The sequence below is a fragment of the Halorubrum xinjiangense genome, from assembly GCF_900102375.1.
GTDB classification, from domain to species: domain Archaea; phylum Halobacteriota; class Halobacteria; order Halobacteriales; family Haloferacaceae; genus Halorubrum; species Halorubrum xinjiangense.
Map to the genome: position 1 here is coordinate 75,027 of NZ_FNBO01000009.1, position 25,527 is coordinate 100,553.

General features: G+C 70.8%; 27 protein-coding genes. 14 read left to right on the forward strand and 13 right to left on the reverse strand.

The genetic code is table 11. From position 1 onward, the window contains the following. Positions 1-88: 88 nt before the first annotated feature. The 3 genes from F3H13_RS11070 to F3H13_RS11080 all read right to left on the reverse strand — a co-directional run bounded on the left by F3H13_RS11070 (position 89) and on the right by F3H13_RS11080 (position 3,431). On the reverse strand, positions 89-295 hold the full coding sequence (locus F3H13_RS11070; protein ID WP_149799087.1) for a hypothetical protein: 207 nt from the start codon (positions 293-295) through the stop codon (positions 89-91). A 2-nt stretch (positions 296-297) separates the two neighbouring features. Further along, the gene (locus F3H13_RS11075; RefSeq protein ID WP_149799088.1) at positions 298-1,692 is read right to left on the reverse strand and encodes a cytochrome P450; all 1,395 of its coding nucleotides are present in this window, start codon (positions 1,690-1,692) and stop codon (positions 298-300) included. Between the two features lie 128 nt (positions 1,693-1,820). Next, complete coding sequence (locus tag F3H13_RS11080) at positions 1,821-3,431, reverse strand: methyl-accepting chemotaxis protein (protein WP_149799089.1); 1,611 nt, start codon at positions 3,429-3,431, stop codon at positions 1,821-1,823. A 141-nt stretch (positions 3,432-3,572) separates the two neighbouring features. Here F3H13_RS11080 and F3H13_RS11085 point away from each other — a divergent pair, with 141 nt between their 5' ends. The 3 genes from F3H13_RS11085 to F3H13_RS11100 all read left to right on the forward strand — a co-directional run bounded on the left by F3H13_RS11085 (position 3,573) and on the right by F3H13_RS11100 (position 7,930). Next, positions 3,573-5,348 (forward strand): excinuclease ABC subunit C, encoded by a 1,776-nt coding sequence (locus F3H13_RS11085; RefSeq protein WP_149799090.1) that lies wholly within the window; start codon positions 3,573-3,575, stop codon positions 5,346-5,348. A gap of 380 nt (positions 5,349-5,728) precedes the next feature. Beyond that, a complete protein-coding gene (gene thpR / locus F3H13_RS11095; protein ID WP_149799092.1) occupies positions 5,729-6,313 on the forward strand; it encodes an RNA 2',3'-cyclic phosphodiesterase in 585 nt (194 codons plus the stop codon). Positions 6,314-6,403: 90 nt separating this feature from the next. Then, positions 6,404-7,930 (forward strand): HEAT repeat domain-containing protein, encoded by a 1,527-nt coding sequence (locus tag F3H13_RS11100; RefSeq protein WP_149799093.1) that lies wholly within the window; start codon positions 6,404-6,406, stop codon positions 7,928-7,930. A gap of 37 nt (positions 7,931-7,967) precedes the next feature. Here the strand turns inward: F3H13_RS11100 and F3H13_RS11105 are convergent, their stop codons facing one another. Together F3H13_RS11105 and F3H13_RS11110 are read right to left on the reverse strand one after the other, a co-directional pair. After that, a complete protein-coding gene (locus F3H13_RS11105) occupies positions 7,968-8,798 on the reverse strand; it encodes a DUF7504 family protein (RefSeq protein WP_149799094.1) in 831 nt (276 codons plus the stop codon). Between the two features lie 94 nt (positions 8,799-8,892). Further along, positions 8,893-10,191: a hemolysin family protein gene (locus tag F3H13_RS11110; protein WP_149799095.1), complete on the reverse strand. Its 1,299-nt coding sequence runs from the start codon at positions 10,189-10,191 to the stop codon at positions 8,893-8,895. A 170-nt stretch (positions 10,192-10,361) separates the two neighbouring features. Here F3H13_RS11110 and serA point away from each other — a divergent pair, with 170 nt between their 5' ends. Beyond that, entirely contained in the window at positions 10,362-11,966 is a 1,605-nt protein-coding gene (gene serA / locus F3H13_RS11115) for a phosphoglycerate dehydrogenase (RefSeq protein ID WP_149799096.1), read from the forward strand. A gap of 24 nt (positions 11,967-11,990) precedes the next feature. Here serA and F3H13_RS16530 read toward each other — a convergent pair whose 3' ends face one another. Beyond that, entirely contained in the window at positions 11,991-12,119 is a 129-nt protein-coding gene (locus tag F3H13_RS16530) for a hypothetical protein (protein ID WP_262488602.1), read from the reverse strand. A 33-nt stretch (positions 12,120-12,152) separates the two neighbouring features. Between F3H13_RS16530 and F3H13_RS11120 the strand changes: the two genes are divergently transcribed. Both F3H13_RS11120 and F3H13_RS11125 read left to right on the forward strand, forming a co-directional pair. Beyond that, positions 12,153-12,959, forward strand: a complete 807-nt coding sequence (locus F3H13_RS11120; RefSeq protein WP_149799097.1) for an N-acyl homoserine lactonase family protein — start codon at positions 12,153-12,155, stop codon at positions 12,957-12,959. Further along, positions 12,956-14,269, forward strand: coding sequence for a hydroxyacid-oxoacid transhydrogenase (locus tag F3H13_RS11125; RefSeq protein ID WP_149799098.1), 1,314 nt, complete (start codon positions 12,956-12,958; stop codon positions 14,267-14,269). The genes F3H13_RS11120 and F3H13_RS11125 overlap by 4 nt, the downstream gene beginning before the upstream one ends. A 34-nt stretch (positions 14,270-14,303) precedes the next feature. On the opposite strand, the gene thrC is transcribed toward F3H13_RS11125, so the two are convergent. From thrC to F3H13_RS11145, 4 genes are all read right to left on the reverse strand, one after another. After that, positions 14,304-15,587 carry a threonine synthase gene (thrC, locus tag F3H13_RS11130; protein ID WP_149799099.1) on the reverse strand — a complete coding sequence of 428 codons (1,284 nt, stop codon included), beginning with the start codon at positions 15,585-15,587 and terminating at the stop codon, positions 14,304-14,306. A gap of 79 nt (positions 15,588-15,666) precedes the next feature. Next, positions 15,667-15,882: a DUF7569 family protein gene (locus tag F3H13_RS11135; protein ID WP_149799100.1), complete on the reverse strand. Its 216-nt coding sequence runs from the start codon at positions 15,880-15,882 to the stop codon at positions 15,667-15,669. Between the two features lie 87 nt (positions 15,883-15,969). Beyond that, a complete protein-coding gene (gene upp / locus F3H13_RS11140; protein WP_149799101.1) occupies positions 15,970-16,647 on the reverse strand; it encodes a uracil phosphoribosyltransferase in 678 nt (225 codons plus the stop codon). A 111-nt stretch (positions 16,648-16,758) separates the two neighbouring features. Then, positions 16,759-16,995, reverse strand: coding sequence for a hypothetical protein (locus tag F3H13_RS11145; RefSeq protein ID WP_149799102.1), 237 nt, complete (start codon positions 16,993-16,995; stop codon positions 16,759-16,761). 94 nt (positions 16,996-17,089) lie between these two features. Between F3H13_RS11145 and F3H13_RS11150 the strand changes: the two genes are divergently transcribed. Both F3H13_RS11150 and F3H13_RS11155 read left to right on the forward strand, forming a co-directional pair. Beyond that, a complete protein-coding gene (locus F3H13_RS11150) occupies positions 17,090-17,404 on the forward strand; it encodes a hypothetical protein (RefSeq protein WP_149799162.1) in 315 nt (104 codons plus the stop codon). A 109-nt stretch (positions 17,405-17,513) separates the two neighbouring features. Next, on the forward strand, positions 17,514-17,753 hold the full coding sequence (locus tag F3H13_RS11155; RefSeq protein ID WP_149799103.1) for a hypothetical protein: 240 nt from the start codon (positions 17,514-17,516) through the stop codon (positions 17,751-17,753). 150 nt (positions 17,754-17,903) lie between these two features. Here F3H13_RS11155 and F3H13_RS11160 read toward each other — a convergent pair whose 3' ends face one another. Further along, entirely contained in the window at positions 17,904-19,244 is a 1,341-nt protein-coding gene (locus F3H13_RS11160) for a CobW family GTP-binding protein (RefSeq protein ID WP_149799104.1), read from the reverse strand. A 123-nt stretch (positions 19,245-19,367) separates the two neighbouring features. Here F3H13_RS11160 and F3H13_RS11165 point away from each other — a divergent pair, with 123 nt between their 5' ends. The 4 genes from F3H13_RS11165 to F3H13_RS11180 all read left to right on the forward strand — a co-directional run bounded on the left by F3H13_RS11165 (position 19,368) and on the right by F3H13_RS11180 (position 23,132). Further along, positions 19,368-19,577: a hypothetical protein gene (locus tag F3H13_RS11165; RefSeq protein ID WP_149799105.1), complete on the forward strand. Its 210-nt coding sequence runs from the start codon at positions 19,368-19,370 to the stop codon at positions 19,575-19,577. Positions 19,578-19,719: 142 nt separating this feature from the next. Continuing rightward, on the forward strand, positions 19,720-20,016 hold the full coding sequence (locus F3H13_RS11170) for a hypothetical protein (RefSeq protein ID WP_149799106.1): 297 nt from the start codon (positions 19,720-19,722) through the stop codon (positions 20,014-20,016). 28 nt (positions 20,017-20,044) lie between these two features. Beyond that, the gene (locus F3H13_RS11175; protein WP_149799107.1) at positions 20,045-20,998 is read left to right on the forward strand and encodes an ArsA family ATPase; all 954 of its coding nucleotides are present in this window, start codon (positions 20,045-20,047) and stop codon (positions 20,996-20,998) included. A gap of 277 nt (positions 20,999-21,275) precedes the next feature. Further along, complete coding sequence (locus F3H13_RS11180) at positions 21,276-23,132, forward strand: carbon starvation CstA family protein (RefSeq protein ID WP_149799108.1); 1,857 nt, start codon at positions 21,276-21,278, stop codon at positions 23,130-23,132. Between the two features lie 66 nt (positions 23,133-23,198). On the opposite strand, the gene F3H13_RS11185 is transcribed toward F3H13_RS11180, so the two are convergent. Together F3H13_RS11185 and F3H13_RS11190 are read right to left on the reverse strand one after the other, a co-directional pair. Continuing rightward, positions 23,199-23,873 (reverse strand): hypothetical protein, encoded by a 675-nt coding sequence (locus tag F3H13_RS11185; RefSeq protein WP_188128051.1) that lies wholly within the window; start codon positions 23,871-23,873, stop codon positions 23,199-23,201. After that, positions 23,866-24,246, reverse strand: coding sequence for a cupin domain-containing protein (locus F3H13_RS11190; protein ID WP_149799109.1), 381 nt, complete (start codon positions 24,244-24,246; stop codon positions 23,866-23,868). Before F3H13_RS11190 ends, F3H13_RS11185 begins: the two co-directional genes overlap by 8 nt. A gap of 170 nt (positions 24,247-24,416) precedes the next feature. Here F3H13_RS11190 and F3H13_RS11195 point away from each other — a divergent pair, with 170 nt between their 5' ends. Both F3H13_RS11195 and F3H13_RS11200 read left to right on the forward strand, forming a co-directional pair. Beyond that, the gene (locus tag F3H13_RS11195; RefSeq protein ID WP_149799110.1) at positions 24,417-24,677 is read left to right on the forward strand and encodes a hypothetical protein; all 261 of its coding nucleotides are present in this window, start codon (positions 24,417-24,419) and stop codon (positions 24,675-24,677) included. A 93-nt stretch (positions 24,678-24,770) separates the two neighbouring features. Beyond that, positions 24,771-25,457: a DUF5828 family protein gene (locus F3H13_RS11200; protein ID WP_149799111.1), complete on the forward strand. Its 687-nt coding sequence runs from the start codon at positions 24,771-24,773 to the stop codon at positions 25,455-25,457. The last annotated feature ends 70 nt before the right edge of the window (positions 25,458-25,527 follow it).

Below are 25,527 nucleotides of genomic sequence, written 5' to 3' on the forward strand. Positions count from 1 at the left end.
CGCGCCCGCTGGGCGCTCGGCGGCACGCGCCGACCGCAGGGGTACTTGTTTATAACTGAAAGACCGCATGACCGGCGGTCGAGACCGGCTACGCGTCGTCGACCGCGTTCCGCTCGTCGACCGCGTGGTGTGGCCCCACCGGCCCGTGCGTCGGACAGACGCCGGCGATGGGAGTCGCGTTGAGACAACAGGCGCGCTGGCCGCTCGCGACGAGGCCCCGCGAGAGGGGGTCGCCGCAGCGGGCGCAGTAGGCGTCGGCGTCGCCCCCGTCGCTCGCCTCGTCGGCGCCAGCCATCCCTATCGCTCGCGGATCCGCATCGGCACCGGGTGGTTCGGGTGCATCGTCAGCGACCCGCGTAAGGAGAGGTCCGGCCCCTCGTAGTCGAGCGCGAACCGCGAGCAGATCGTCGCGAGGATGATCTTGGCCTCAAGCAGCGAGAACGCCTTCCCGATACAGTGGCGGGGCCCGCCGCCGAACGGGAAGAAGGCGAACCGGGGCCGTTGGCTCCGGCGCTTTGAGGTCCAGCGGTCGGGGTCGAACGTCTCCGGGTCGTCGTACCAGCGCTCGGAGCGGTGGATCACCCACTGCGAGACCATCAGCGCCGAGCCCTCGGGTATCCGGTACCCCCCCAGTTTCACGTCGAGCTTCGGCTCGCGAAACAGGGTGTAGACGGGCGGGTAGAGCCGCATCGACTCGTTGAGCACGCGCTCGGTGTACTCCATCCCGCGGACCGCGTCCGCGGTCAGGCGGCCGGTACTCACAGCTTCCTCGGCCTCGCTCTCGACCCGTCCGCGGGCCTCGGGGTGGTTCGAGAGGAGGTAGAACGCGTAGGTGAGCGCGAGCGCGGTGGTGTCGTGGCCGGCGAGCAGCATCGTCACCAGCTCGTCGCGGAGGTTCTCGTCGGTCTGCTCGCCGCGGTCGCGGGCGCGGAGCAGGACGGAGAGCAGGTCCATCGGGAGGTCGGCGTCGGGGTCGCCCGGCGGCCCCCGAACGCCGGTCCCGTCCGGGCCGGCGGGGTCGACGCTCGGGTCGCGCTCCGTGCCGCGGCGGCGCTCGACGATGCCGTCGATGACGGATTCGAGCGTGTCGATGGCGGCGTCGAACTCGCGGTTCTCGCGGGTCGGCACCCAGTCCGGGATCAGGTACCGGCGCGGGTCGGGCTCGAAGCGGGCGCCGAGCGGTTCGAGGTTCTCTTGGACCGTCTTCACCTCCTCGTCGTCGATGTCGGCGCCGAACATCGCCGTGACGATGATCTTCACGGTGAGCCGCGCCAGCTCAAGCTGGAGGTCGACGACGTCGCCGTCGCTCCACTCCGCGACGTGCGACTCGGCGTGGTCGGCCATCACGCCGGCGAGCGCACCGATCCGGCGGTTGTGGAACGCGGGGTTCGCGAGCGTGCGCTGGCGCTGCCACGTCTCGCCCTCGCTCAGCAGGAGGCCGTCGCCGAGCAGCGTGTCCATCGCGTCGTCGCCGAACTGCGGCTTGCGGTAGCGTTCCGCGTCGGCGACGAGGACGCGCTCCACGTCGGCGGGGTTCGTGAGCAGGTACGTCTCGCGGGGACCGAGGTCGAGCCGCACCACGTCGCCGTAGCTGTCGGCGCAGGCGCGCAGGAAACCGAACGGGTCGTCAGCGAACTGGCGACCGTTCCCAAACAGGGGGTCGCCGAGCGGTCCGGGCGGCGTAACGGACATACGATTTCTGGGGGCTGAGCGGTGTTAAACGTTCGCCGGAGCGAGAACGAAGCGCGGGAGAAACGGACGGGGTCGGGGGATCGTCGCGGGCGCCGGGCGTCGGCGGACGTCGCCAGGCGTCGCCGGGGTTACCGCGCGTCGAGCTGCTCGACGCGGGCGATCAGCTCGTCGACGGCTGCCTCCTGGTCGTCGGTGGCGTCGACGATGCGATCGGTCGCGTCCTCGGTGCGGTCGGAGCGCTCGCGGACCGCCTCAAGCGAGGAGGTGAGCTCCTCGACGGTCGCGGCCTGGTCGTCGGTGGTGCGCGCGACTTCTGCGACGCCCGCGGCCGCCTCGTCGACCGCGTCGGCGATCTCCTCTAGCGAGTCGAGGACCGTCTCGATCTCGGTCCCCGCGTCCTCGATGCGCTCGTGGGAGCGCTCGACGGCGGTCGTCGTCTCCGCGGACTGCGCCTGGAGCTTGTCGAGGCTCTCCGTGATCTCCTCGGTGTAGCCGCGTGTCTCGTCGGCGAGCTTCTTCACCTCCTCGGCGACGACCGCGAAGCCGTCGCCGCCCTCGCCGGCGCGGGCGGCCTCGATGTTGGCGTTTAAGGCGAGCAGGTTCGTCTGCTCGGCGACGTCTGAGATGACCTCGATGACCTCCTCGATGTCGTCCATGCGCTCGGAGAGCGCGCCGACGCTCTCGACGAGCTCGTCGCCGATCTCGACGACGTCCTCGGTCGCCTCGCGGGCGTCTTCGCTGGCGTCGAGGCCCTCGTCGGCGGCGTCTGCGGCCGCGACCGCGGCGGAGTCGACCTCGTCGGCGGTCGCAGCCACTTCTTCCATCCCCGCGGAGAAGGACTGCATCTCGGAGACGCTCTCCTCTAAGAGCTCGTTCTGCTCGTCGACGTTCTCGGCGATGTCGGCGGCCGCCTCGCTCGCCTCCTCGACCGTCTCGTCGAGGTCACGCGCCTGCTCGTGGACGCTCTCCGAGAGGTCTTCGAGGTTCTCGGCCATCCGGTTGACGACGCCGATGACGCTCAACAGCTCCTCGTCGAGGATCTCGCACTCCTCGCGGCAGACGGCGCGGGCCTCCAGGTTCCCCTCCCCGATCTCCTCTGCGGTCTGGCGGATCTCGGAGACGAGCTCCCTCGTCGCGTCGCGCTCGTTGACGTTCTCCGTGCGGTCGATGACGACCTCCGTCACGCCGACGAGCTCGTCGCCGTCGTACAGCGGCGTCGCGGTGAACTCGATGTGTTTCTCGTCGCCGTACTGGTCGACCATCGTGCTGGTGTCGCGGTACCGGGTCCGTGCCGAGTCGCAGCGCTCGACGCCGTACACCTCGTCCGCGTCCTCGGGCGCGCTGAGCACCTTGTCCGCGAGGGTGTCGGCCCGGCGGCCGTCGGGGTAGAACAGCTCCGAAACGTGGCTGTGACCGACCGCGTCCTCCCGCTCGCTCCCGGTGAGCGAGGCGATCGACTCGTTCCACTCGGCGACGTTGCCCTCGGCGTCGAGGATGAACGTCGGGACGCTCGTGGCGTTGAACACCTGTTGGAAGCCCGCGGCGGCCAGCGTCTCGGCGCGGTCGACGCCCTCCTCATCGGTTATCTCGTACTCTTCGTCCTCGGTTTCGGTCCCGCTACCCCCCGCCGGGCCGGTCTCGCCGGGCGACTCGTCGACGACGACGCCCCCGTCCGGGACCGACCGCGAGTGATCGTCCCGGCCGAACGCGCGTCCGAGCAGCCCTCGAAGTCCCGTCATTACTACGTGACGCTCCCGAAAGCATTCTGATAAACCGTTCCCTCTCGTACTCACGAGTGATAATCGGCGGGCGACGGCGGGCGACGCGGCCCCGCCCCGCAGCGTTCAAACGCGTTCGGCGGCTACGGGAATCTGAGACCGATGAACGCCGACGCGGTTCGCGAGCGGGCCCGAGACCTCCCGACCGAGCCGGGGGTCTACCAGTTCCGAGCCGGCGAGGCGACCCTGTACGTCGGGAAGGCGCTCGACCTCCGCGACCGGGTGCGGTCGTACGCGGACCCGCGCTCGGGCCGCATCCGCGGAATGGTCGAGCGCGCCGATCGGATCGAGTTCGCGGTCACCGACACGGAGACGCAGGCGCTGCTCTTAGAGGCGAACCTCATCAAGCGGCTCCGCCCGCGGTACAACGTCCGGCTGAAAGACGACAAGTCGTACCCGCTCGTCGCCTTCTCCGACCACGAGGTGCCGCGGATCGAAGTGACCCGCGACCCGGAGGCGGGCGCGGTCGCGTACGGCCCGTTCACCGACGTGGGCCGCGTCGAGACCGTGGTGAAGGCGATCCGCGACGAGTACCGGCTGCGTGGCTGCTCCGACCACAAGTACGAGGGGCGCGACCGGCCCTGCCTCGACTACGAGATGGGGATCTGCTCGGCGCCGTGTACCGGCGAGATATCCCCGGAGCGCTACGCGGAGGACGTGGCCGCCGCGCGGCGCTTCTTCGAGGGCGAGACCGGCGTCCTCGCGGACCCCCTGCGGCGCCGGATGGAGGCCGCGGCCGAGGCGAACGAGTTCGAGCGCGCCGCGAACCTCCGCGACCGCCTCGAGGCCGTCGAGGCGTTCCACGGTGAGGGCGGCGAGGCCGTCAGCGACCGGAGCGACGACCGCACCGTCGACGTGCTGGCGGCCGCCGTCGAGGGCGACACCGCCCGCGTGGCCCGGCTCCACAGCGAGCGCGGCCAGCTGGTCGACCGGAGCCGACACCGACTCGACGCGGCGGCGGCGGAGGGGTCGACCGACGACGAGAGCCCCGGCGACGCCGCCGACGCCAACACCCCCGCGGCCGTCCTCGCCGCGTTCCTCGCGCAGTACTACGCCGAGCGGGAGTTCCCGGACGCGGTCCTCCTGGCCGAGCGGCCCGCGGACCCGGACGTGGTCGACTGGCTGGAGGGCGAGGGGGTGGCGGTCCGGGTTCCGGGCGCCGGTCGGGAGGCGAAGCTCGTCGAGCTTGCCCTCAAGAACGCCCGGAAGCGCGGCGGGCGCGACGACCCCGTGGGCGCGCTGGGCGACCGGCTCGGGATCTCCAGCCCGACCCGGATCGAGGGGTTCGACGTGAGCCACGCGCAGGGGACCGCCGTGGTCGGCTCCGACGTGTGCTTCGTCGACGGGAGCGCGGAGACGGCCGACTACCGGCGGAAGAAGCTCACCGACCGCAACGACGACTACGCCAACATGCGCGAGCTGATCCGGTGGCGCGCCGAGCGCGCGGTCGAAGAGCGAGACGACCGTCCCGACCCCGACCTCCTCCTGATCGACGGCGGCGAGGGGCAGTTGGGCGCCGCCCGCGACGCGCTCGCGGAGACGGGGTGGGACGTCCCCGTCGTCGCGCTCGCGAAGGCCGAGGAACTGGTCGTCACCCCGACTGGCACCCGGAGATGGCCCGACGACGCGCCTGAACTCCACCTGCTCCAGCGCGTTCGCGACGAGGCGCACCGCTTCGCCGTCTCCTACCACCAGACCGTCCGCGACGAGGTCAGGACGGTCCTCGACGACGTGCCCGGCGTCGGCCCCCAGACCCGCCGCCGCCTCCTCCGGCGGTTCGGCTCGGTGGAGAACGTCCGCGGCGCCTCTCGCGAGGACCTCACCGACGTCGACGGCGTCGGCGACGCGACCGCCGACACGCTCCGCGAACGCTTATAAACGAATCCGCGGTGGCGCGTGCCTCCGAGCGCCCGGCAGGGCGCGAGGAGCACGCGCGAGGGACGCGGCGACCGGAGCGAAGCGGAGGGAGCCGCGAGGCTGGGGAGGTGTGAGGTGTGGGGCGGTCGGGGTGGGACTCAAAGGGGCAGCCGGCGAGGCGGACGCAGGCGACGTAAGCACCACAACGAGGGAGCGAACGGAGTGAGCGACCGAGTGAGGAGCGCAGCGAGCGTGTGTCCGCCTCCCGGCTGGGGCTTTGGAGGAGTTCACGGTCGATCCGCAGTCAATCATTTATAAGCGATCGTCCGGGCGTTGGAAGTCGTCGCCGTCGATCCGCTATCAATTATTTATAAACCGTCATCCACAACGCCCCACTCGTAATGCGCGCGTTCTTCGCCGTCGACCTTCCGGACTCCCTCGCGCCCGCCGTCGCGGACGCGCAGGCACCCTTCGCGGACGCGCCCGGTATCAACCCTGTCGACCCCGAGCAGGCGCACGTGACGCTGAAGTTCCTCGGCGAGGTCGCCGAGGGCGACGAAAACGACGCCCGAGACGCCCCCACGGTCGACGACGTGATCGCGGCCGGCGAGCGCGCGGTCGACCGCGAGGGCGTCGCTCCATTTAATTGCGCAGTCGGCGGTCTCGGCGTCTTCCCGAACCGCGAGTACATCTCCGTCGTCTGGGCCGGGGTCAACCGCGGCGGCGACGAACTCACCGCGCTCCACGAGGCCTTCGAAGCCGAGACGACCGCGCTCGGCGTCGACCCGGCCGACCACGAGTTCGCGCCGCACGTCACGCTGGCGCGGGTCGAGAACGCGACCGGGGCCGACGCGGTTCGGGACGCGCTCGACGCCGAGGACCCGGAAGTCGGGACGTTCTCGGTCGACGAGGTTCGACTGATACAATCGACGCTGACCGCGTCCGGGCCGGAGTACCGCGTCGTCCGGGAGTTCGGGCCCGGCTGACGCGGGCTCGTCCGCGGGCCGGAAGGTAATTCTCACCGGTGATAGCCACGGGCGTACGTTTAACGTGCCGGACCAGTGACGGTTTTACAGATGGACGACAGGCCGCGACCGGAGGGCGCCACGGGATCGGCTGAGAGCGGCGCGGCCGGGCGCGACGGGCGCCCGGCTGACGGTGGCCCCCCGGCGTTGGCGCGGCTCGACCGGCGGTTCGACGCGTCGACGCGACGCGAGGCGGCCGAGGCGCTCGGTAACCCCTCCAGTTCGATGAGCGCCGACGCGGGGCGCATCGTCGAGGGGCTCTTCGAGACCGCGCTGGGCGACCCCGACGAGGTCGTCCGCGCGGCGGCGATCGAATCGCTGTACTTCCACGGCGACGAGCACGTCGACCGGCTGGCCCGGCGGATCGCACAGCGGCGGCGAAGCGGCGACGGCGACAACGACGGCGACGACGGCCACGGCGGCGACGGTGCCCACGACGCCGACGACGGCAACGGCGGCCACAGCGGCCACGGCGGCGACGGGGACCGGGAAGCGAGACGCGGCGTCGCCGAGACGTTCTCGCGATGGCTGGAGCACGACCGGGCGGCGTATCGGATGCTCGGCGCAACGGGGCTGTCGGCCGTCGGTCAGGGGGACGCCGCGCCCCGCCTCCGCGAGGCGTTCGACGACGACGACGCGCGGGTCCGCGCTCGGGCCGTAACGGGGTACGCGCGGGTCGGCGGCGAGGCGGTCGCGGCGGTTCGGCCGCTGGTGAACGCGCCGAACGACCTCGTGCGCGGCGCCGCGGTCGACGCGCTCGTTGCGATGGACAGCGACGACGCGGTCGAACTGCTCGCGCTCGCAGCGCGGCGCGGCAACGAGCGGCTCCGGCTAGCCGTCGTGCGCCGGCTCGGAGCGCTCGGTCGGCGGGACGCGACCGGAGTGTTGATCGGGTCGCTTCGGGACCCCTCGGCGGCGGTGCGCCGAGCGGCGGCGAAATCGACCGCCGCGGTGATCGCCGAGGCGGACGCGGTCCCCGCGGGCGACGTTCGCGACCGACTCCTCGACGAGCGCCCCTTCGAGACCGACGGCCTGCTCGCGGTGTTTCGGAGGGTGGCCGCGGAACGAACCGCGGCCGACGGGACGGGCGAGAGCGGGGACGGGGTCGATGGAAGCGGGGCCGGCACCGACGAGAGCGGGGACGGGGCCGTCCGGTCGCGGGGACGCGTCGACCCCGGGACCAAGCGGTACGCGGCGTGGCTGTACTGCGAGCTCCTCGAGGCAGCGGACCCAACCGTGGCAGACCGGTCGGCCGCCGTCGAGTGGCTGATCGACGCGCTCGGTCACCGCGACCGGCTGGTGGCGGACCTCGCGGCCGCGTACCTACCGCGGATCGCCTCGTCGGACGCGGCGGGGGAGGACCCGGACCGCGGGAGCGAGCCGTCGCTCGGCGTCGACGTCGAGCGGAACCTACGGTCACTCGCGAGCGACGAGACCGCTCCCGAGGCCGCGCGAGAGCGCGCCAGGGCGGTGCTACGGCGATTCAAGCGAGCGGTCGTCGAGGCGGCCGCGAACCGCGACGTGGAGTACGTCTACGTCCGCTGGCCGGCAGACTACACGGAGAGCTACAACGAGTGACCGGGCGCGACGGAACAGCGGCGTCGGCTGCTCGCGGTCACGGCCGACGAACGAACCGGCCGTCGTCGACCGCGACCCGCAGGTCGATCGTCTCGTCGAGGAAGTTCAAGACGGTGGCGACGTTGGGGTCCGCGTCGGCGTCGACGTACAGCTGTAACACGCCGCCAGCGTCGGCGAGGCGCGCGGCGAGCATGCGGACGAACGCCACCGCCCGTTCGACGTCGAAGGAGGCGACGATCTGGTGGAAGACGCTCACCTCCAGCGAGACGCGCTCGCCGGGCTCGTGGTTGTCGTCGAGGATTCGCGAGACGGTCTCGCCGACCTCGGCCGGGGAGAGCCGCGGGTCGAGCTCGACGATTTCGACGTTGCGGCCCTCGAAGTCCACGTCGGGCGTCGCCTCGAAGTCGTACTCCCCGGTGCTAACGATCACCGCCCGCCGAGGCCACGCGCCGAGGGCTTCGTCGAGCGCGCGTACCAGCCGCTCCGGGGTGGGAGTCACGGCCACCACGAGCCCTGCGGCGTCGTGGAAGTGCGTCCGGAGCGCGTCGGCCTCGTCGCCGGCCGCCGCCGCGTCGACGCGGACGACCCCGTCCCACCCCACGCGGTCGGCCACGTGAGCGCCGCCGGCGATCCGGTCGGCCACGTGCTCGTGGAGGTGCGTCTTGAACTCGGCGACGGCGCCGTCGGTGTCGTAGGCCGTCTTGGCCGTGGCGCAGTACGGGCAGTCCCAGCTGACGCGGAAGTCGGACTGAGAGAGCGCGTCGGAGTGGTGCGCGAGCAGGTGCGAGCCCGTCACCTCGGCCATCTCCGACGGGTCCCGCGTCCACGCGACGAACCCGCACCGGTCACACGCCCAGCGGCTCACCATGATCGAGAACGTATCTCACGAGACCCGTCGGACGTACATGTATGTTGTGTCACGTGTAGGCGGCCACCGCGTGCGGCGAGCCCGACGGCAGGACTCACGCGGGGTCGGCCGTCGCGTCGCCATCGACCCCGGCCGCGAACCCGTCCTCGTCGGCGTGCTCTACCCGAATCCGAGTCACGCGCGTCGCGGTCGCCCCGGTGACGGCGAACGTGACGTCGCCGACCGCGACGCGGTCGCCCTCGGCGGGAAGCCGGCCGAGCTGGCGGCTGACGAGCCCCGCGACGGTCTCGGCGCCCGCGTCCGCGGGCAGCGAGAGCCCGAGCGTCTCGTTGAGGTGCGACACCGTCGTCCAGCCGCAGACGATCGCCGCATCGGGGGCAACCACGTCGACGGCGTCAGTCTCCCACCGCCCGACCAGCTCGCCGACCACCTCCTCGAAGAGGTCCTCCAGCGTCGCGATCCCGACGACCGCGCCGTGCTCGTCGACGACGACCACCATCCGCGCCTCGCTCGCGCGCATCTCCGCGAACAGCTCGTCCAGCGGCTTCGTCTCGGGGACGAACGCCGGCTCGCTGAGCGCGCTCGCGAGGTCGGCGCCCGTCTCGTCGGCGCGGATCGCGTCGCGCACGTCGACGATCCCAACCACGTCGTCGCGGTTCTCGCCGTAGACGGGCATCCGGGTGACCCCCTCGCTCGCGGCCCGCGAGAGCGCGTCCGCCGGCGTCGCCGTCGCCGGGAGCGCGACCACGTCGGTCCGGGGGACCATCACCGCGGCGACGGTCGTGGTCTCTAAATCGAGGACGCCGCGGATCATCGCGCCCTCGTCGGGGTCGAGCGCGCCCGCGGCCTCGCCGGAGCGAACGAGCGTCACGATCTCCTCGCGGGTGAGGTACGACTCGATGGCGGCCTCGCCGCCGGTGAAGCGGTTGACGACGCCGGAGAGCGCCTCGAACACGAACAGGACCGGGCGAAGGACGCGCTGGACCGCGACGACGATCCGGGAGACGCGCAGGGCGTGTTGCTCCGCGTTGGCGACCGCGTACGACTTCGGCGCGATCTCGCCGAACACGATGACGAACACCGAGGTGACGAGCGTCGAGCCCGTGGCCGCCTCGCCGCCGGAGAAGCCGAACCGGACGAACACCGCGGTCGCGACCGACGCCGCGGCGATGTTGGCGACGTTGTTGCTCACAAGCGCCGTCACGAGGAAGCGGTGCGAGTCGTCGCGCAGCGCCGACAGCGCCCGGGCGCCCGGGACATCGGTCGCGACGAGCGAGTCGATCCGGTGGGTCGGCACCGAGAACACCGCCAGCTCCGAACTGGAAAAGAAGGCGCTCACGGCGGTGAGGGCGAGGATGGCGCCGACGCCGACGAACGCGATCGTGAGGCTCATACCGTCACATGCGGCCGGGTATAAAAGGGAGTACCGCCGGCAGGGGTACCCACGAACGCGCATTCTCCACCGGAAACGGAGGGGTCGATACGCACGAGCGCGGATCCGATCGGGCGGCAAAACGGCGCGATTCGGAAAGCGTTAACCCCGCGCCGCGGGTGCGTTTCGACATGAAGGTACTCGTGACCGACCCCATCGCAGACGCGGGGTTGGACCGACTCAGAGACGCCGGCCACGAGGTCGTCACCGACTACGAGAGCGAGGGGGAGGCGTTGCTCGACGCCGTCGCCGACGCCAACGCGCTGATCGTGCGCTCCGGGACCGACGTGAGCGAGGCCGTCTTCGAGGCCGCGAGCGACCTCGTCATCGTCGGCCGCGCGGGCATCGGCGTCGACAACATCGACATCGAGGCCGCCACCGACCACGGCGTCATCGTCGCCAACGCGCCCGAGGGGAACGTCCGCGCCGCCGCCGAACACACCGTCGCGATGACGTTCGCCGTCGCGCGCTCGATCCCGCAGGCGCACGGCCGCCTCGTCGGCGGCGAGTGGGCGAAAGGCGAGTTCCTCGGCACCGAAGTGAACAACAAGACGCTCACCATCGTCGGCCTCGGCCGCGTCGGCCAAGAGGTCGCGAAGCGCCTCGACTCGCTCGGGATGGACCTCGTCGTCTACGACCCGTACATCTCCGAGGAGCGCGCCGACCGGATGGGCGCCGAGCTGGTCGAGGACCTCCACGACGCGCTCGCCGCGGGCGACTTCGCGACGATCCACACGCCGCTCCTCCCAGAGACGGAGGGGATGATCGGCGAGGCCGAGCTGGCCCAGCTGGAGGGCGGCTACCTCATCAACTGCGCCCGCGGCGGCATCGTCGACGAGGACGCGCTCGCCGAGGCGGTCGACGACGGCGTCCTCGCGGGCGCCGCGCTCGACTCCTTCGCCGAGGAGCCGCTCCCCGACGACTCGCCGCTGCTCGACGTCGAGGAGATCGTCCTCACGCCGCACCTCGGCGCGTCGACGGAGGCGGCCCAGGAGAACGTCGCGGTCGACACCGCGGAGGCGGTGCTGGCCGCGTTCGACGACGAGCCGGTCCTGACCGCGCTCAACGCGCCCTCGGTCGACGAGAGCGCCTTCCCGCGGATCGAGCCGTACATCGACGTGGCCGAGACCGCCGGGAAGGTCGCCGCCCAGCTGCTCGACGGCCGGATCACCGAGGTGGAGGCGACCTACGAGGGCGACATCGCCGAGGAGGAGGTCGACCTCGTCACCGCGAGCGCGCTGAAGGGCGTCTTCGAGCCCTTGGAGTGGCAGGTGAACTCCGTCAACGCGCCCCGGCTCGCCGAGGAGCGCGGCATCGAGGTGACCGAGTCGAAGACCCGCCAGACCGAGGACTTCCAGAGCCTCGTCCGCGTCACCGTCCGCAACGGCGACGACGAGATCGCGGTCGAGGGGACGCTGTTCGCGGGCGAGGACGCCCGCATCGTCCGGATCGACGGGTTCCGCGTCGACGCGGTCCCGTACGGCCACATGCTCGTCGCGCGCAACACCGACGAGCCGGGCGTCATCGGGCTCATTGGTACCGTCCTCGGCGACCACGACGTCAACATCGCCGGAATGTTCAATGGCCGCGAGACGCAGGGCGGGGAGGCGCTCACCGTCTACAACCTCGACTCGGTCGTCCCCGACGCCGCGATCGATGAGCTGCTCGCGGACGACCGCGTCGTCGAGATCACCGAGATCACGCTGGACGGCGCCGACGGACGCGCGGACGAGTAGGGCGACCCCGCGCGAGCGGGCCGGCTATTTTTCCGCCGCGAGCGGTCCCGATGGCGCGACGAACGCGTCCGGGTCGGCGACCGGGCCGGCGTCGACGACCGCGCCGGCGTCGACGACCGCGCCGGCGTCGACGACCCTCGGCCCGAGAGGCATGTTTATGAACTATCATGATAAATGACGACCGGTATGGTGGAAGCTGAGGTCCACGTCATCGACCGCGGCGGGCTGTACTGCGATATGAACTACATGATGGAGGCGAACACCATCGGAAGCCACGACGAGCCGAACCCCGACACCGAGTACGGGGAGATCCCGGTGTGGAACCTCGTCATCGACCACCCCGAGGGGACGATCCTCTGGGACACCGGGTCGCACCACGACGCCGCCGACGGCCACTGGCCGGAGGGGCTCGTCCAGGCGTTCTACCCCCACGACGCGAGCGAGCACCGCCTCGACGACGACCTGGAGGCGGCGGGCTACTCGCTCGACGACATCGATGCGGTGTTCCAGAGCCACCTCCACCTCGACCACGCCGGCGGCCTGGAGTTCTTCGCGGGCACCGACACGCCCGTCTACGTCCACGAGGAGGAGCTGAAGTTCGCCTACTATAGCGCGAAGACCGACGAGGGGAGCGCCGCGTACGTCCTCGACGACTTCGACCACGACCTGAACTGGCGGGTCCTCCACCGCGACCGCGAGGAGCACTTCACCGACCTCGAGTTCGTCCGCTTCCCCGGCCACACGCCCGGGCTCACCGGCTCCGTGATCCACCTCGACGCCGAGGGCACCGTCGTGTTCACCGGCGACCAGGTGTACATGGACGAGAACTACGAGGCGGGGACGCCGCTCGGCGGGCCCCTCGTGTGGGGGAAGACGGAGTGGGCCGACAGCATGAACCGGATCCGCGAGCTGGAGCGGCGCCACGACGCCGAGGTCGTGTTCGGGCACGACCCCGAGCAGTTCGAGGCGATCCAACCGGGGTGGGGGGTGTGAGCTACGAGCGCTCCGTCTCCGCCGAGCCGCACGAGCTCTCGCCCGAGACCGTCTGGGAGGTCCGGATGCCGGCGGTCCGCGTCGGAGCGGGCGCCGCCGACGAGCTCGGCTACCAGCTCGGGCAACTCGGCCTCTCCGGCAACGAGCGCGGGCTTATCGTCACCGATTCGGACCTCATCTCGCTGGGCCACGTCGACCGCGTCGCGGACGAGCTGGCAGCGGACGGCCTCGACGTCGACGTGTACGACGGCGTCGAGCGCGAGCCGAGCGTCGAGGCGGTCGGGGAGTGCATCGCGTTCGTCCGCGAGGAGATAGGTGAGGACGGGTACGACTTCTACCTCGGGCTGGGCGGCGGCAGCTGTATGGACACCGCGAAGGCGACCCGGGCCGTCATCGCGAACGGCGGCGACGTGCTCGACTACGTGGCCGCGCCGACGGGCGCAGGCGAGGACCTCACCGAGTCCGGCGCGCCGCTGATCCTGCTCCCGACGACCGCGGGCACGGGCTCCGAGATCTCGCCGGTGGCGATCCTCTCGGTCCCCGAGAAGAACATCAAGGAGGGGATCTCCAGCCCGCACGTCCGCGCCGACGCCGCGGTGCTGGACCCGACGCTCACTACGACGCTGCCGCCGGACCTCACGGCGAAGACCGCGATGGACGCGCTCGGTCACGCGATCGAGGGGTACACCACCCACCGCTACGACGACCTCCTCCGCCCCGAGGACCCCGCAGATCGCCCCGTGTACGCCGGCCGCACCGGCTTCACGGAGATGTTCAGCGAGAAGGCGATCGACCTGCTCTCCTCGAACGTGCGCCGCGTGGTCAACAACGGCGACGACATCGAGGCGCGCGGCGCGATGCTGAAGGGCGCCCTGTTCGGCGCGATCGCCGGGCTCACCGCCGGCGCGAGCCTCGCGCACGCGATGGCGTACCCCGTCGGCAACAACTATCACACCTACCACGGGGAGACCATCGCCGCGCTCACGCCCGCCAGCACCCTCGGCTACAACGTCGCCAGCGACCCGCCGCGGTTCGCGAGGGTGGCGGAGATGCTCGGCGCCGACACCTCGGGGATGAGCACCCGCGAGGCCGCCGACGAGGCCCGCGAGGAGTTCGTGCGGCTCCAGCGCGACCTCAACGTGCTCCCGAGCGGCCTCAACGAGCTCGCGGGGATCACCGTCGACGACACCGGCGCGCTCGCCGAGAGCACCGTCGAGAGCCAGCAGCGACTGCTTCGGTGTAACCCGCGGCCCGTGACGAAGGAGGACGTCGAGGCGGTGTTCCAGGACGCGCTGTACAACTGGGAGTAGCGCGCGGTCGGCTCGAACCGGTCGCGCGACCCGGTCAGTCCCGCAGGTGGTCGACGACCGCGTCGACGTCGTTCGGGACCGGCTCGGGGTCGCCGCCGGCCTCGTAGGCGGCGTCGGGATCTTTTAAAAGGTGGCCGGTCGTGAGGCAGACGACCCGCTCGTCGTCGTCGACGACGCCCGAGCGCCGGAGCTTCTTGAGGCCCGCGAGGCTCGCGGCGGAGGCGGGTTCGACGCCGACGCCCTCGCTGGCGAGGTGGCGCTGCGCCGCGGTAATCTCCGGGTCGCTGACGGCGACGGCGGTGCCGCCGGTGTTCCGAATTCCGGGGAGCGCCTTCGGCGCGTTAACCGGGTTGCCGATGCGGATCGCGGTCGCGCGCGTCTCGACCTCCTCCCAGCGACGGATCTCGTCGTTGCCTTCCTCGATCGCCTCGACCATCGGCGCTGCCCCCTCGGCCTGGACGCCGGTGAGCTTGGGCACGTCGTCGACGTCGAGCGCGCCCGACTGGACGAGTTCGCGGAATCCCTTATAAAGCGCCGAGGTGTTCCCCGCGTTGCCGACGGGGAGGACGATCCGGTCGGGGAACGTCCCGTAGTCGGCGTAGAACTCCTCTAAGATCTCGAAGCCGATCGTCTTCTGGCCCTCCAACCGGAACGGGTTCAGCGAGTTGAGGAGGTACGCCTCGCCGCGGGCGGCCAGCGCCTGGACGATGTCGAGGCAGGCGTCGAAGTTGCCGTCGACCTCCAGGATGCGCGCGCCGTGGAGGCTCGCCTGCGCGACCTTCCCGGCCGCGACCTTCCCGGCGGGGAGGAGGACGAGCGTCTGCATCCCGCCGCGGCCGCCGTAGGCGGCGAGCGCGGCCGAGGTGTTGCCCGTCGAGGCGCACGCGAGCGCCCCGACGCCCAGTTCCTTCGCGACGCGGACGCCGACGGTCATCCCGCGGTCCTTGAACGAGCCGGTGGGGTTCATCCCCTCGTGTTTGATCCGGAGCGCCTCGACGCCGACCGACTCCTCGATGCGCGGGACGCGGTGGAGCGGCGTGTCGCCCTCGGGGAGGGTGACGCCGAGGTCGAACGGGAGCGCCTCGCGGTAGCGCCAGACGCCGCGCTCGGGCCCGTCGGAGGGCGCGCCCGCGCCGAACTCGTCGAACGTCGGCGGGTCGTCGTACCGCACTTCGAGCAGGCCGCCGCACTCGTCGCAGGTGTACCGGACGGCCTCGAAGGGGGCGAACGTCTCGTCGCACGCGATACACGCGAGCCACGTCCCGTCGTCGGCGCAGTCGGGCGCCGCCGGGGCCGGGGCGTCGATGGCGAAGTCCATTACGTCGGCGTCGGTTCCGGCGAGGCTTAAGACGGCCGGTCGGAACGGACGTTGCCGGCCGGAGCGAAGGTGTTCGGTCTCAGTCGACGATGATCTCGGAGCCCTCGTCGCTCCCGTCCCCGCCGGAGCCGAGGCGGTCCTGATAGCGCTGGATCCAGTCGGCGAAGCAGTCGGGACAGAGCCGCTGGGTGTCGATGTTCGCCCGGTCGACGCTCAGCCGGACGGTGCGCGCGAGCGCGTCCGTCGTGGGGTCGCCGCAGGCGTCGCAGGGCTCGGTCGTCGGCGCGTCGCTCATGTCGTACCGGTCGCGGCGCCGGCTCTTAAAAGTACGTCGGCGGCGGGGAACGGACCCGGCGGCGGCGACGCAGTCGCCGTCCCGGGTTCACACCGTCCGGAACGCGCGGTCGCCGGCGTCACCGAGACCGGGGACGATGAACCCGTCGTCGTCGAGCCGGTCGTCGATGGCGACCGTCAGCAGGTCCGCCTCGGGGACCGCCTCGCTCACGCGGACGAGGCCGGCGGGCGCGGAGACGGCGGAGAGGACGAACAGGTCCTCGAAGTCGTCGGCCTCCTCGAGGACGTGGTCGAGGACGGCGACCATCGTCGACCCCGTCGCAAGCATCGGATCGGCGACGATGACGGTGTCTCCCGGTCGGATCTCCGGGAGCTTCACGTAGTCGATGGTGATCGGGAACTCGCCGTCCGCGGTCATCCCGGCCTCCTCGTCGCGGCCGGCGGAGATGACCCCCTGCTTCGCGCGGGGGAACGCCTTCAGGAGCCCCTCGACGAACGGGGTCGCGGCGCGGAGGACGTTGATGATCACCACATCGTCGAGGCCCTTCACGCGCTCGCCGGTGGTCTCCGCGAGGGGGGTCTCGACGGGGACGTACTCCGTCTCCATCGCGCCGTCGATGATCTCGTAGCCGCAGATGCGGCCGAGCTTCACCAGTCCCTTCCGGAACGCGACCTGCTCCGTCTCGACGTCACGCAGCCGAGAGAGGGTGTCCGTCGCCAGCGCGTGGGTGATGAGGTACGCGTCGTCGCGGTCTTCGATGGTCATTGTCGGGAGAGGGGCCGCGTTCGGCTTAAAAGATGGCGGAAATCGCCGGTTCGAGGGAGCGCGTTCGGCGCGGAGGTCGGCGGCGCGGGAGCGGCGAGCACGCCGCCGCGGTCACCGCAACACGACGACGTACGTCAGCGCGAAGATGACGAGCGCGAGGGACGCGACGTTCGTCGCGGTGACCTCGGCGACGTCGAGCAGCTGGAGCCCCCAGAACGCGGTCCACGCGAACAGCCCGGAGAGGACGGCGTTCAGGAGCAACACCACCCGCGGGTCGCCCTGTGACCCCTCGACGCCCTCGCGGATCCCTTCGCGGTCCTCCCTCGTTTCTCGCTGATCGTCGCTCATACGCCTACGCCGGGCGGAGCGTCACTTAGCCTTTCGCCACAAGGCCCGCGACGTTTTGTTCGTCCGGACCGTAGTGACCCCCACGCCGATCGAGATGCACGTTCACAACAAGCACGGCGACCGGATCGACCCCGTTCCCTTCCTCGTCACCGTCGGGCTCGCGTTCATGGTCGCGTTCTCCTTCGGCCCGATATACGGGCTCGCGTACGGGTTCGCGCTGCGGGCGGCGCTGGCGCTGTCGGGGGCGGCGTTCGTCGGCGCGACGACGCTCGCGTACCGCCAGTTGGTCCGGAGCGCGCCCGCGCTCGACGCCGGCCCCCTCCCGCCGGGACCGCGCGTCGAGCGGCTGTTCTACGGGGCGATCGGGCTGGTCGTCGTGCTGTCCGCGCTCACGGTCCCGCTGCTCTGACGCGGATCGACCTCCCCGCCGCCGCGCCGCCACGCCGCCGGATCACGCTAATGCGTCACAATCGCACAGCAGCGGGAGAGTAAGGAACTAGCACGGCGTACCCCGTCGCATGAGCGTCTTCGACAGGCTGTCGAACGCGTTGCGCGGGTCGACGCGGAGCGCGCCGGAGGTCGCCGGCGACGACGGCTCCGAGGGGTCGTACTGGTGCGACGACTGCGGCGTGCGCGTCCGCGACGTCGCCGTCGACGAGGAGGGGCTCGACCGCGACGACGAGGGGGTGCCGGCGTGCCCGGACTGCGGCGATGCCATGCGCTTTGAGCGCGCGAGCGGCCCCGGCTGCGCCTGCTGAGCGCTGTCACCTCGTTTTAGCACCAGATCAGGGCTCCCGGAGTACCCTCGACTCGCTCTCCCGATCGATCAGGGCTCCCGGAGTACCCTCGACTCGCCCTCCCGATCGATCAGGGCTCCCGGAGTACCCTCGACTCGCCCTCCCGATCGATCAGGGCTCCCGGAGTACCCTCGACTCGCCCTGATCGGTCGGAAACGGCGCAGGATCGGCGTCGATGGGGTCGTCGCCGACGCCCGGGTCGCCGAGCGCCGCGAGCTCGTCGTCGGTTAGGAGCGCGTCGTCGAGCCGGTCGACGAGCGCGGCCTCGTCAATCCCCGTGCCGATGACGACGAACTCGGTCCGGCGGTCGCCGTGCTCGTCGTCCCACGCCAGGTCGGGGCGATTCGAGCGCAGCATGTCGCGCTCGACCGACGGGAGGCTCGCGATCCACGGCCCGAGCGCCTCGACGCGGACCGACCGCCCGGCCTGCCCGACCTGCTGGCGCTGGTCGGTGCCGGCCACCCACAGCGTCCCCTTCGACCGGACCACGTCGTCGGGGAGGTCCCGGAGGAGGGCGGCGATCCGGTCGGGGTGGAACGGTCGCCGGCGGCGGTAGGTGAAGGAGGTGACGCCGTACACCTCGTCGGGGTGGCGGTGGTCGTGAGCGTGCCCGGCTTCGTGGGCGTGTCCGTCGCCGTCGTGGGCGTGTCCGTCGTCGTGAGCGTGTCCATCGCCCGAATCGGCTTCCGGGTCGCCGTCGTCGACTTCCGCGAGCGCGCGCTTCCAGCCGGGGAGGTCGCCGAGTTCCCGCTCGTCGAACAGCCCGACGTCGAGGATCCGGTCCGGGTCGACCGCGGAGAACTCCGTGACGACCGTCTCCGCGTCGGGCTGGAGCGCGCCCACGAGGTCGACCGCCTCGTCGACCTCCGCATCGGTACAGAGGTCCGCCTTGTTACACACCACGAGGTTCGACACCTCGACCTGCTCGACGAGGAGGTCCGAGAGCGGGCGGTCGGCGTCCTCGTCGCCCGCGTCGCCGCCGGTCGCGCCGCCCGCGTCCGGGTCGACGCGCCGCTCCGGCGCCTCGTCGCCCGCGAAGGCGTCGAGGAACTGCCGCGTGTCGATCACGGTCACCAGCGCGTCGACGCGATACCGGGCCGCCGCGCGCGACTCGGTCGTGAACAGCCGCGCGACCGGCGCGGGCTCGGAGATCCCCGAGGACTCGACGACCAGGGCGTCGAAGGAGCGCTGGTTGGCGAGCCGCACCACAGCGCTCTCGAGGTCGTCTTGCAGCTCACAGCAGATACAGCCGTTCGACAGCTCCGTGACCCCCTCGACGTCGACCTCGGACTCCTCGGCGATCAGGTCCGCGTCGACGTTCACGTCGCCCATGTCGTTGACGAGGACCGCGACGTCGCGGTCGCCGGCGTTCCGGAGCAGGTGGTTCAGGAGCGTCGTCTTTCCCGCGCCGAGTCCCCCCGAGAGCACGGTCACCGGGATGCGGTCGTTCATACGCTCGGATTGGACACGACGCTCTTGAACCCCCGGGCGGCGCAGGAGCGGGCGAACGCCGTGACCCGCTTCGGACCGTCCCGAGCCGATACGTTGATAGGCTGCGGTCGTCGAACTCGCGGTATGGTTCTGTCCGTCTCCGCCGTGTCGCTCGTCAGCGTCGCGGTGACCGTCCTGATGGTCGCCGCGATGCTGTATCTCGTCTGGGGAGCGCTCGGCAGCGATATCCACACGCCGAGTCCCGATAACGGGGACCAACCGGAACTGGACGACGCCGACGACGCCGAATCCGACGAGGCGTCGAGCGAACTCACCGACGGAAGCTCGGCCTGACGCGCCGCACGCCGAGAGACCCGCACTCCGAGAGACCCGCGCGCCGAGAGGCCCGCGCGCTGAGGGACGCCCGACCGCGGGTCGGCGCCGCACCGACCCGGCCGCGACAGATTTTAACACGGCAGGGTTGTCATGAAGGACGATGACAGTAGCCGATCGGATCGAGCGGTTCCGGGCGGTCCTCGAGGAGTGGGCCCGAGGGCTGTACCACGGGATGATAACGCACCCGGCCTACGAGAAGATCGAGAAGGAGGCCGAGGACGCCGAAGACGAGTTCATGCTGGCGTGTTTCCCGGACGCCTTCGGGATCCCGTCGCCCGTCTCGTACTACACCGCCGAGCTGCTCCCGTACCTCGAAGACGAGTTCGAGGCGTGGGAGCGGCGGCTGTGGGACCGCGAGACGCTGATCGAGCGGAAGGGCCAGCAGTACCACTTCTGATGACCGGACGCCGATCTTCCGCCGACTGATGGAGCGGTTCGTCTTCTTCGGCGGCAAGGGCGGGGTCGGGAAGACCACCGTCTCGTGTGCGTACGCCCACCGCTGCGCGCGCGACGGGCTCCGGACGCTCGTCGTCTCCACCGACCCGGCCCACTCCGTGTCGGACGTGTTCGACCAGCAGTTCGGCGACGAGCCGGAGTCGGTCGCGGGCGTCGACGGGCTGGACGCATTGGAGATCGACCCCGAAGACGAGATGCAGCGGCATCTCGACGAGATCCGCGAGTCGCTCTCCGAGCAGGTGTCTGCGGCGATGGTCTCGGAGATCAACCGCCAGCTGGAGATGTCCCACGGGACGCCCGGCGCGTACGAGGCAGCGCTGTTCGACGCGTTCGTCGACGTGATGCGTACCGAGAGCGAGCCGTACGACCGCGTCGTCTTCGACACCGCGCCCACGGGCTCGACGCTCCGGCTGCTCGGGCTCCCGGAGTTCCTCGGCGACTGGATCGACCGGCTGCTGTACAAACGCGAGCAGTCGATCGACCTGTTCGAGAAGGCGGCGATCGGCGACATGGAGCCGCGGCGCCTGCTTGAGGGCGACCCCGTGATCGAGCGGCTCCGCGAGCGCAAGGAGTTCTTCGAGTACGCCGGCGAGACGATGCGGTCTGACGCCGCCTTCTTCCTCGTGTTCAACCCCGATCAGCTGTCCGTCAACGAGACGGCTCGGGCGATCGAGGGGTTCACCGACCGCGACCTGCGCGTCCGCGGCCTCGTGGCGAACAAGCTCACGCCGTCGCCCGACGAGGACGAGGAGGGGCGCGGCGCGCGCTACCTCCGGGAGAAGGTCGAGACCGAGCGCGACCGCCTCGCGCAGGTTCGCGAGGGGTTCGACCCGCCGCTCGTCGCCGAGATCGAGTCGCGCACGACGGAGGTCCGCGGCGACGTGCTCGCCGACGTCGCCGCCTCGCTCGACGTGGAGCCGTAACGCGCGCCTCCGGAGGTAGCAACCCGGTCGCGACGGCCGACGGCTACATGTGCGGTCGCGGCGCCCCGCGGCGGAGCGGTCCGGGAGGAGCGCGGTGGAAGTCGCGCGCGAGGTCGATCGAGGGATCGGCGGCACGAATTTTAGCTGGGAGGCGGGGAAAAAAACCGTCTCACGGCGACGACGCCGGGGCGGGTGGCAGATATTGTCGTTAACCATCATGAACGAAAGTAACGTTTAAGTTGAACATAGTGAACCGATACCACGAGGCAGGGAACCTATGACAAGTGTAATTTGGATCGTGGTTGCTGTGCTCGGCACGTTCACCGTGGGGTATATGGGGTACTCGCGGTACCTCTCGCAGTTCGTCGAACTCGACGACGAGCGAGAGACGCCGGCGCACAAGTACGAGGACGGACAGGAGTACGTACCGTCGAAGAAGCCGGTACTACTGGGGCATCACTTCTCAAGCATCGCGGGCGGCGCGCCGATCGTCGGCCCGATCACGGCGGGGGCGATCTGGGGATGGGTCCCCGCGCTGTTGTGGGTCGCCATCGGGAACCCGCTGATGGGCGCGGTCCACGACTTCATCTCGCTGTCGAGCTCGATCCGCCACGAGGGGCGGTCGATCGGGTACATCGTCGGGGAGTACGTCGGGGAACGCGGGAAGAACCTGCTGTTGTGGTTCGCGTTCCTCACGATCATCCTCGTCGTCGCCGTGTTCGCGCTGGTCGTCGGGATCGTGTTGAACGCGTTCCCGTCGGCGGCGACCGCGAGCTTCGTGTACATCGCGCTCGCGGTCGTGTTCGGCGTCTACCTCTACCAGCTCGACGGGCCGTTCATCCCCGGGACCGTCGTGTTCGTCGCCGGCGTGTTCGCCGGCGTCTGGGTCGGTATCCAGTACCCGTTCGCGTTCTTCGAGCTGGCGGGCGAGGCCTCCCACACCGCGGGCACGTTCGTCCTCTTCGAGGGGAGCACGGGCTCGTGGGTTCCCGGCGCGGGCGCGCTCGGCGGTAACACCGCCGCCTGGGTGCCCGTCATCCTGATATACGCGGTGATCGCCAGCGCGCTTCCGGTCTGGACGCTGCTCCAGCCGCGCGACTACCTGTCGTCGTTCCTGCTGTACGCGGGGGTCGGCGGCGCGCTGATAGCGATCATCGTCGGGACGGTGCTCGGGACGTCCTCGCAGCCGCTCGTCGTCGACAGCAGCATCCAGCCGTTCCAAGGGTTCATGGGGGTCGACAGCCGGGCGCCGTACCCGCTTTTCCCCATGCTGTTCGTGACGATCGCCTGCGGGACGATCAGCGGCTTCCACTCGCTGGTCTCCTCGGGGACGACCGCCAAGCAGCTGAACAAGGAGAGCGACGCCCGGCTCATCGGCTACGGCGGCATGCTCGGTGAGGGGCTGCTCGCCGCGACGGCGCTGTCCGCGCTCGCGATCGCCGGGTTCGCGTCCGACGCCGCGGCCGGCGGCATCGGCGGCGCGCTGCCGAACTTCGCGACCGGCGGCGGGATCATCCTCACGAGCCTGAACATCCCCACCGCGTACGGCGCCCCCTTCATGGCGCTGGTGCTCGTGAGCTTCCTGCTCACCTCCACGGACACGGCCGCGCGGCTCGGCCGCTACATGATGGAGGAGATCGTCGGGACGAAGGGGACCCAGAGCGAGACCGGCTTCGCCGGCGGCGTCGGTTCGTTCGCCCGCGGCCGGTACACGAACCCGGTCATTCAGGGGCTCATCGCGTACGCGCTGGTCATCTCCGGCGAGTGGGCGACCCTGTGGGCGCTGTTCGGGAGCGCGAACCAGCTGCTCGCCGCGCTCGCGCTGCTCACCGGAACGGTCTGGCTCGCCAACTGGGACGAGACGAAACAGCTCGTCAGCACGGGCGTGCCGATGGCGATCATGGTCGCGATCACCGTGATCGCCTTGGCCTTCCTGGCGGGGTATCAGTGGTTCTTCGTCAACCTGATCCAGGGCGGCGTCACCGGGATCGGCGGCCAGATATCGATGGTCGTGCGCATCGCGCTCGCGGTCGTCCTCGTCTACCTCGCGCTGTCGCTCGTGCGCATCGGCTACGGCAACATCACGAGCGTCCGCGGCGGCGACCGCCCCGCGGCGGAGCCGAGCGACGACTGACGCGGCCGACCGACCCCGCCGCCGCGCCCGCGCCCTCCGCGCTCATTTTTCGGTGCGCTCCGACCGTCAGTGCCAGAACCGCTTCGCGAGCCGCGAGAAGAACCCCTCGTCCGGCTCCGCGACCGGCTCCCAGAGGCGGAACGCGCCGGCGACGTCCGCGGCCTCGCTCGCGACCAGCTCCTCGCGGTCGGGCGCGACGACGACCAGGTTCACTTCGTAGTGGCCGTAGTAGCCGAACTTCAGGAGCGTCCGGTCGCGGAACCCGTCGACGAAGTCGGCGACCGCCTCCGGGACGCGGTCCGCGACGAGCACGACGGTGACATCCGTGCCGAAGTGTTCCTCGTCGCCCTCGACGCGGTCGTCGGCCACCCCGTGAGCGAACTCGACGAGCCGTTCGAGGTCGCCGACCGACGGGGTCGAGACCCGCCGCGCGAACAGGAACTCCATCATGTCGTGGTCCGCGTAGCTCAGCGCCGGGTGGAGGAACTGCTTCTGGTTGCGCACCCGCATCTCGGCGGTCAGCTCGAAGCGCTCGCCGTCGACGACGACGTCGCGGTCGAGGTCGTAGCTGTACATCAGCCGGTCGGAGACCCGGTCGAGGTACTCGTCGTCGTAGTCCGGGACGGCCTCGCGGATCTCGGCCGGCAGCTCCTCGGGCGCCCGCCGGTCGTCCGCTCCCGCCGAGGTCGCGGCGTCGGCGACCGCCTCGTCGTCGGCCCCCGGGTCGGCGCGCTCACTCATCGGCCGGCTCGTACGCGACCGCGTCGCCGTCGGCCGGGGGCGCGCCGATCGCGAGCACGGTCACCGGCCCGTCGGCGTCGGCCGGGTTGTACGCTCGCTGGGGGCTCTCCGGGTCGACGACGAACAGGTCGTCCGCGGGCACCTCGTAGGTCCGGTCCGGCGTCTCGACCGCGAGAGCGCCGTCGAGGACGTAGAACGCCTCCTGTTGCGTCTCGTGGAAGTGGTACGCGAGCGGGAGCTGCTCGCCGGGGTCGGCCCTGAATCGGTTGATCGCCGCGGCGTCGAGGCCGCCGGGATCGGACAGCTTTCGGCACTCGCACGGCCGGTCCGGCTCCGGGTCGACCGAGTCCACGTCGACGACGCGATATCCCATGCCAACGAATTCCACGGAGGGATAAAAAGAGCGTCGGGAGCGGTGCCGTCGACGGAGCGGGGCGCCGAGACGGAAACACGCGGCCGGCGGAGACAACGGGCGGAACAGGCGCGATCGAGGCCGAGGCACGGTTTTAAGGAGACGGGCGGCCTAACATGGGATGAGAGATCATGACAGACGAGCGAGACCGGTCCGACGGGGACGACGGCGCGACCGAGGTCGAGGCCTGCGGCCGATGCTCGATGTCGACGGTCGTCGGGGCGGTGACGAAAGACCAGTCGCCCGAGGAGCGGGCCGAGCGCGACCCGTTCTCGGGCGAGCGGATCGAGGTCGACGAGTCGGCGGTCCGGCGCGTCTCGCCGGCCGGCTACTTCGGCGACATCAAGGCGCGGATCGACGCGGTCGCGCGCCGGATCGCGTACCGGAAGTAGCGGTCGCCGCGGGTCCGACCGGCGAGTCGCGCTCGGGGGGTCACGTCAGGTCGGAGAGACTTATACGCGTCCGTGTCGTAACGGGGGCAACCGATGGAAGAGAGCATCTCCGGGTTCAAGGTGCGCGGCGACTGGGGCGACGTCGTCGAACACGGCGAGCGGATCGCCTTAGCCCTCCGGGAGGTCGGCGTCGACGGCGACGCCTACTACGAGTTCGACGAGTGGCGTCCCAAGACCCACGAGCGCATCGACGAGGACGTCTCGGAGAAAACCGCGGCGCAGGCCTCCGTCGACGAGGGCGAGGGGGAGCGCGCGGGGAAGTCGCCCGGCGACGACCTCCAGACGGCCGGCGAGAAGCTCACCGAGTCCTACGAGAAGGTCGAGGAGAACGACACCGAGAGCGCCCGCGAGAGCTGGGGGGAGTCGATCGAACACGTCGCCCGCGCGGCCGACTCGGCGAGCCGGAAGGCGCTCCGAAAGGTGGAGGACGCCGTCTACCGGAACGTGATGACCCAGATGGCGCCGTACTACTTCGACAACGAGCTGGTCAGCGCCAACATCCAGGAGGTCGCCCGCGCCGAGGACGGCGAGACGTTCATCTTCGAGGTGAACGTCAACGACGACGAGCTGAAAGGCGAGGTGTCAGACGTCTTGGGCGAGTACGAGTCCGAGATCGACCGCTGGCACGTCGAGACCGAGAAGCGGACCGACGACATCGCGGCCGCCGAGGGCGTCGAGCCGCCGGCCGAGGAGGGCGGGCCGGACTCGACGACGACGTGAGAGCGGGAGGGGAGGGCGGCCACGGGCGCGGAGCCACATCGGTCGCTTTTAACTCGCCGACCGTCGAATC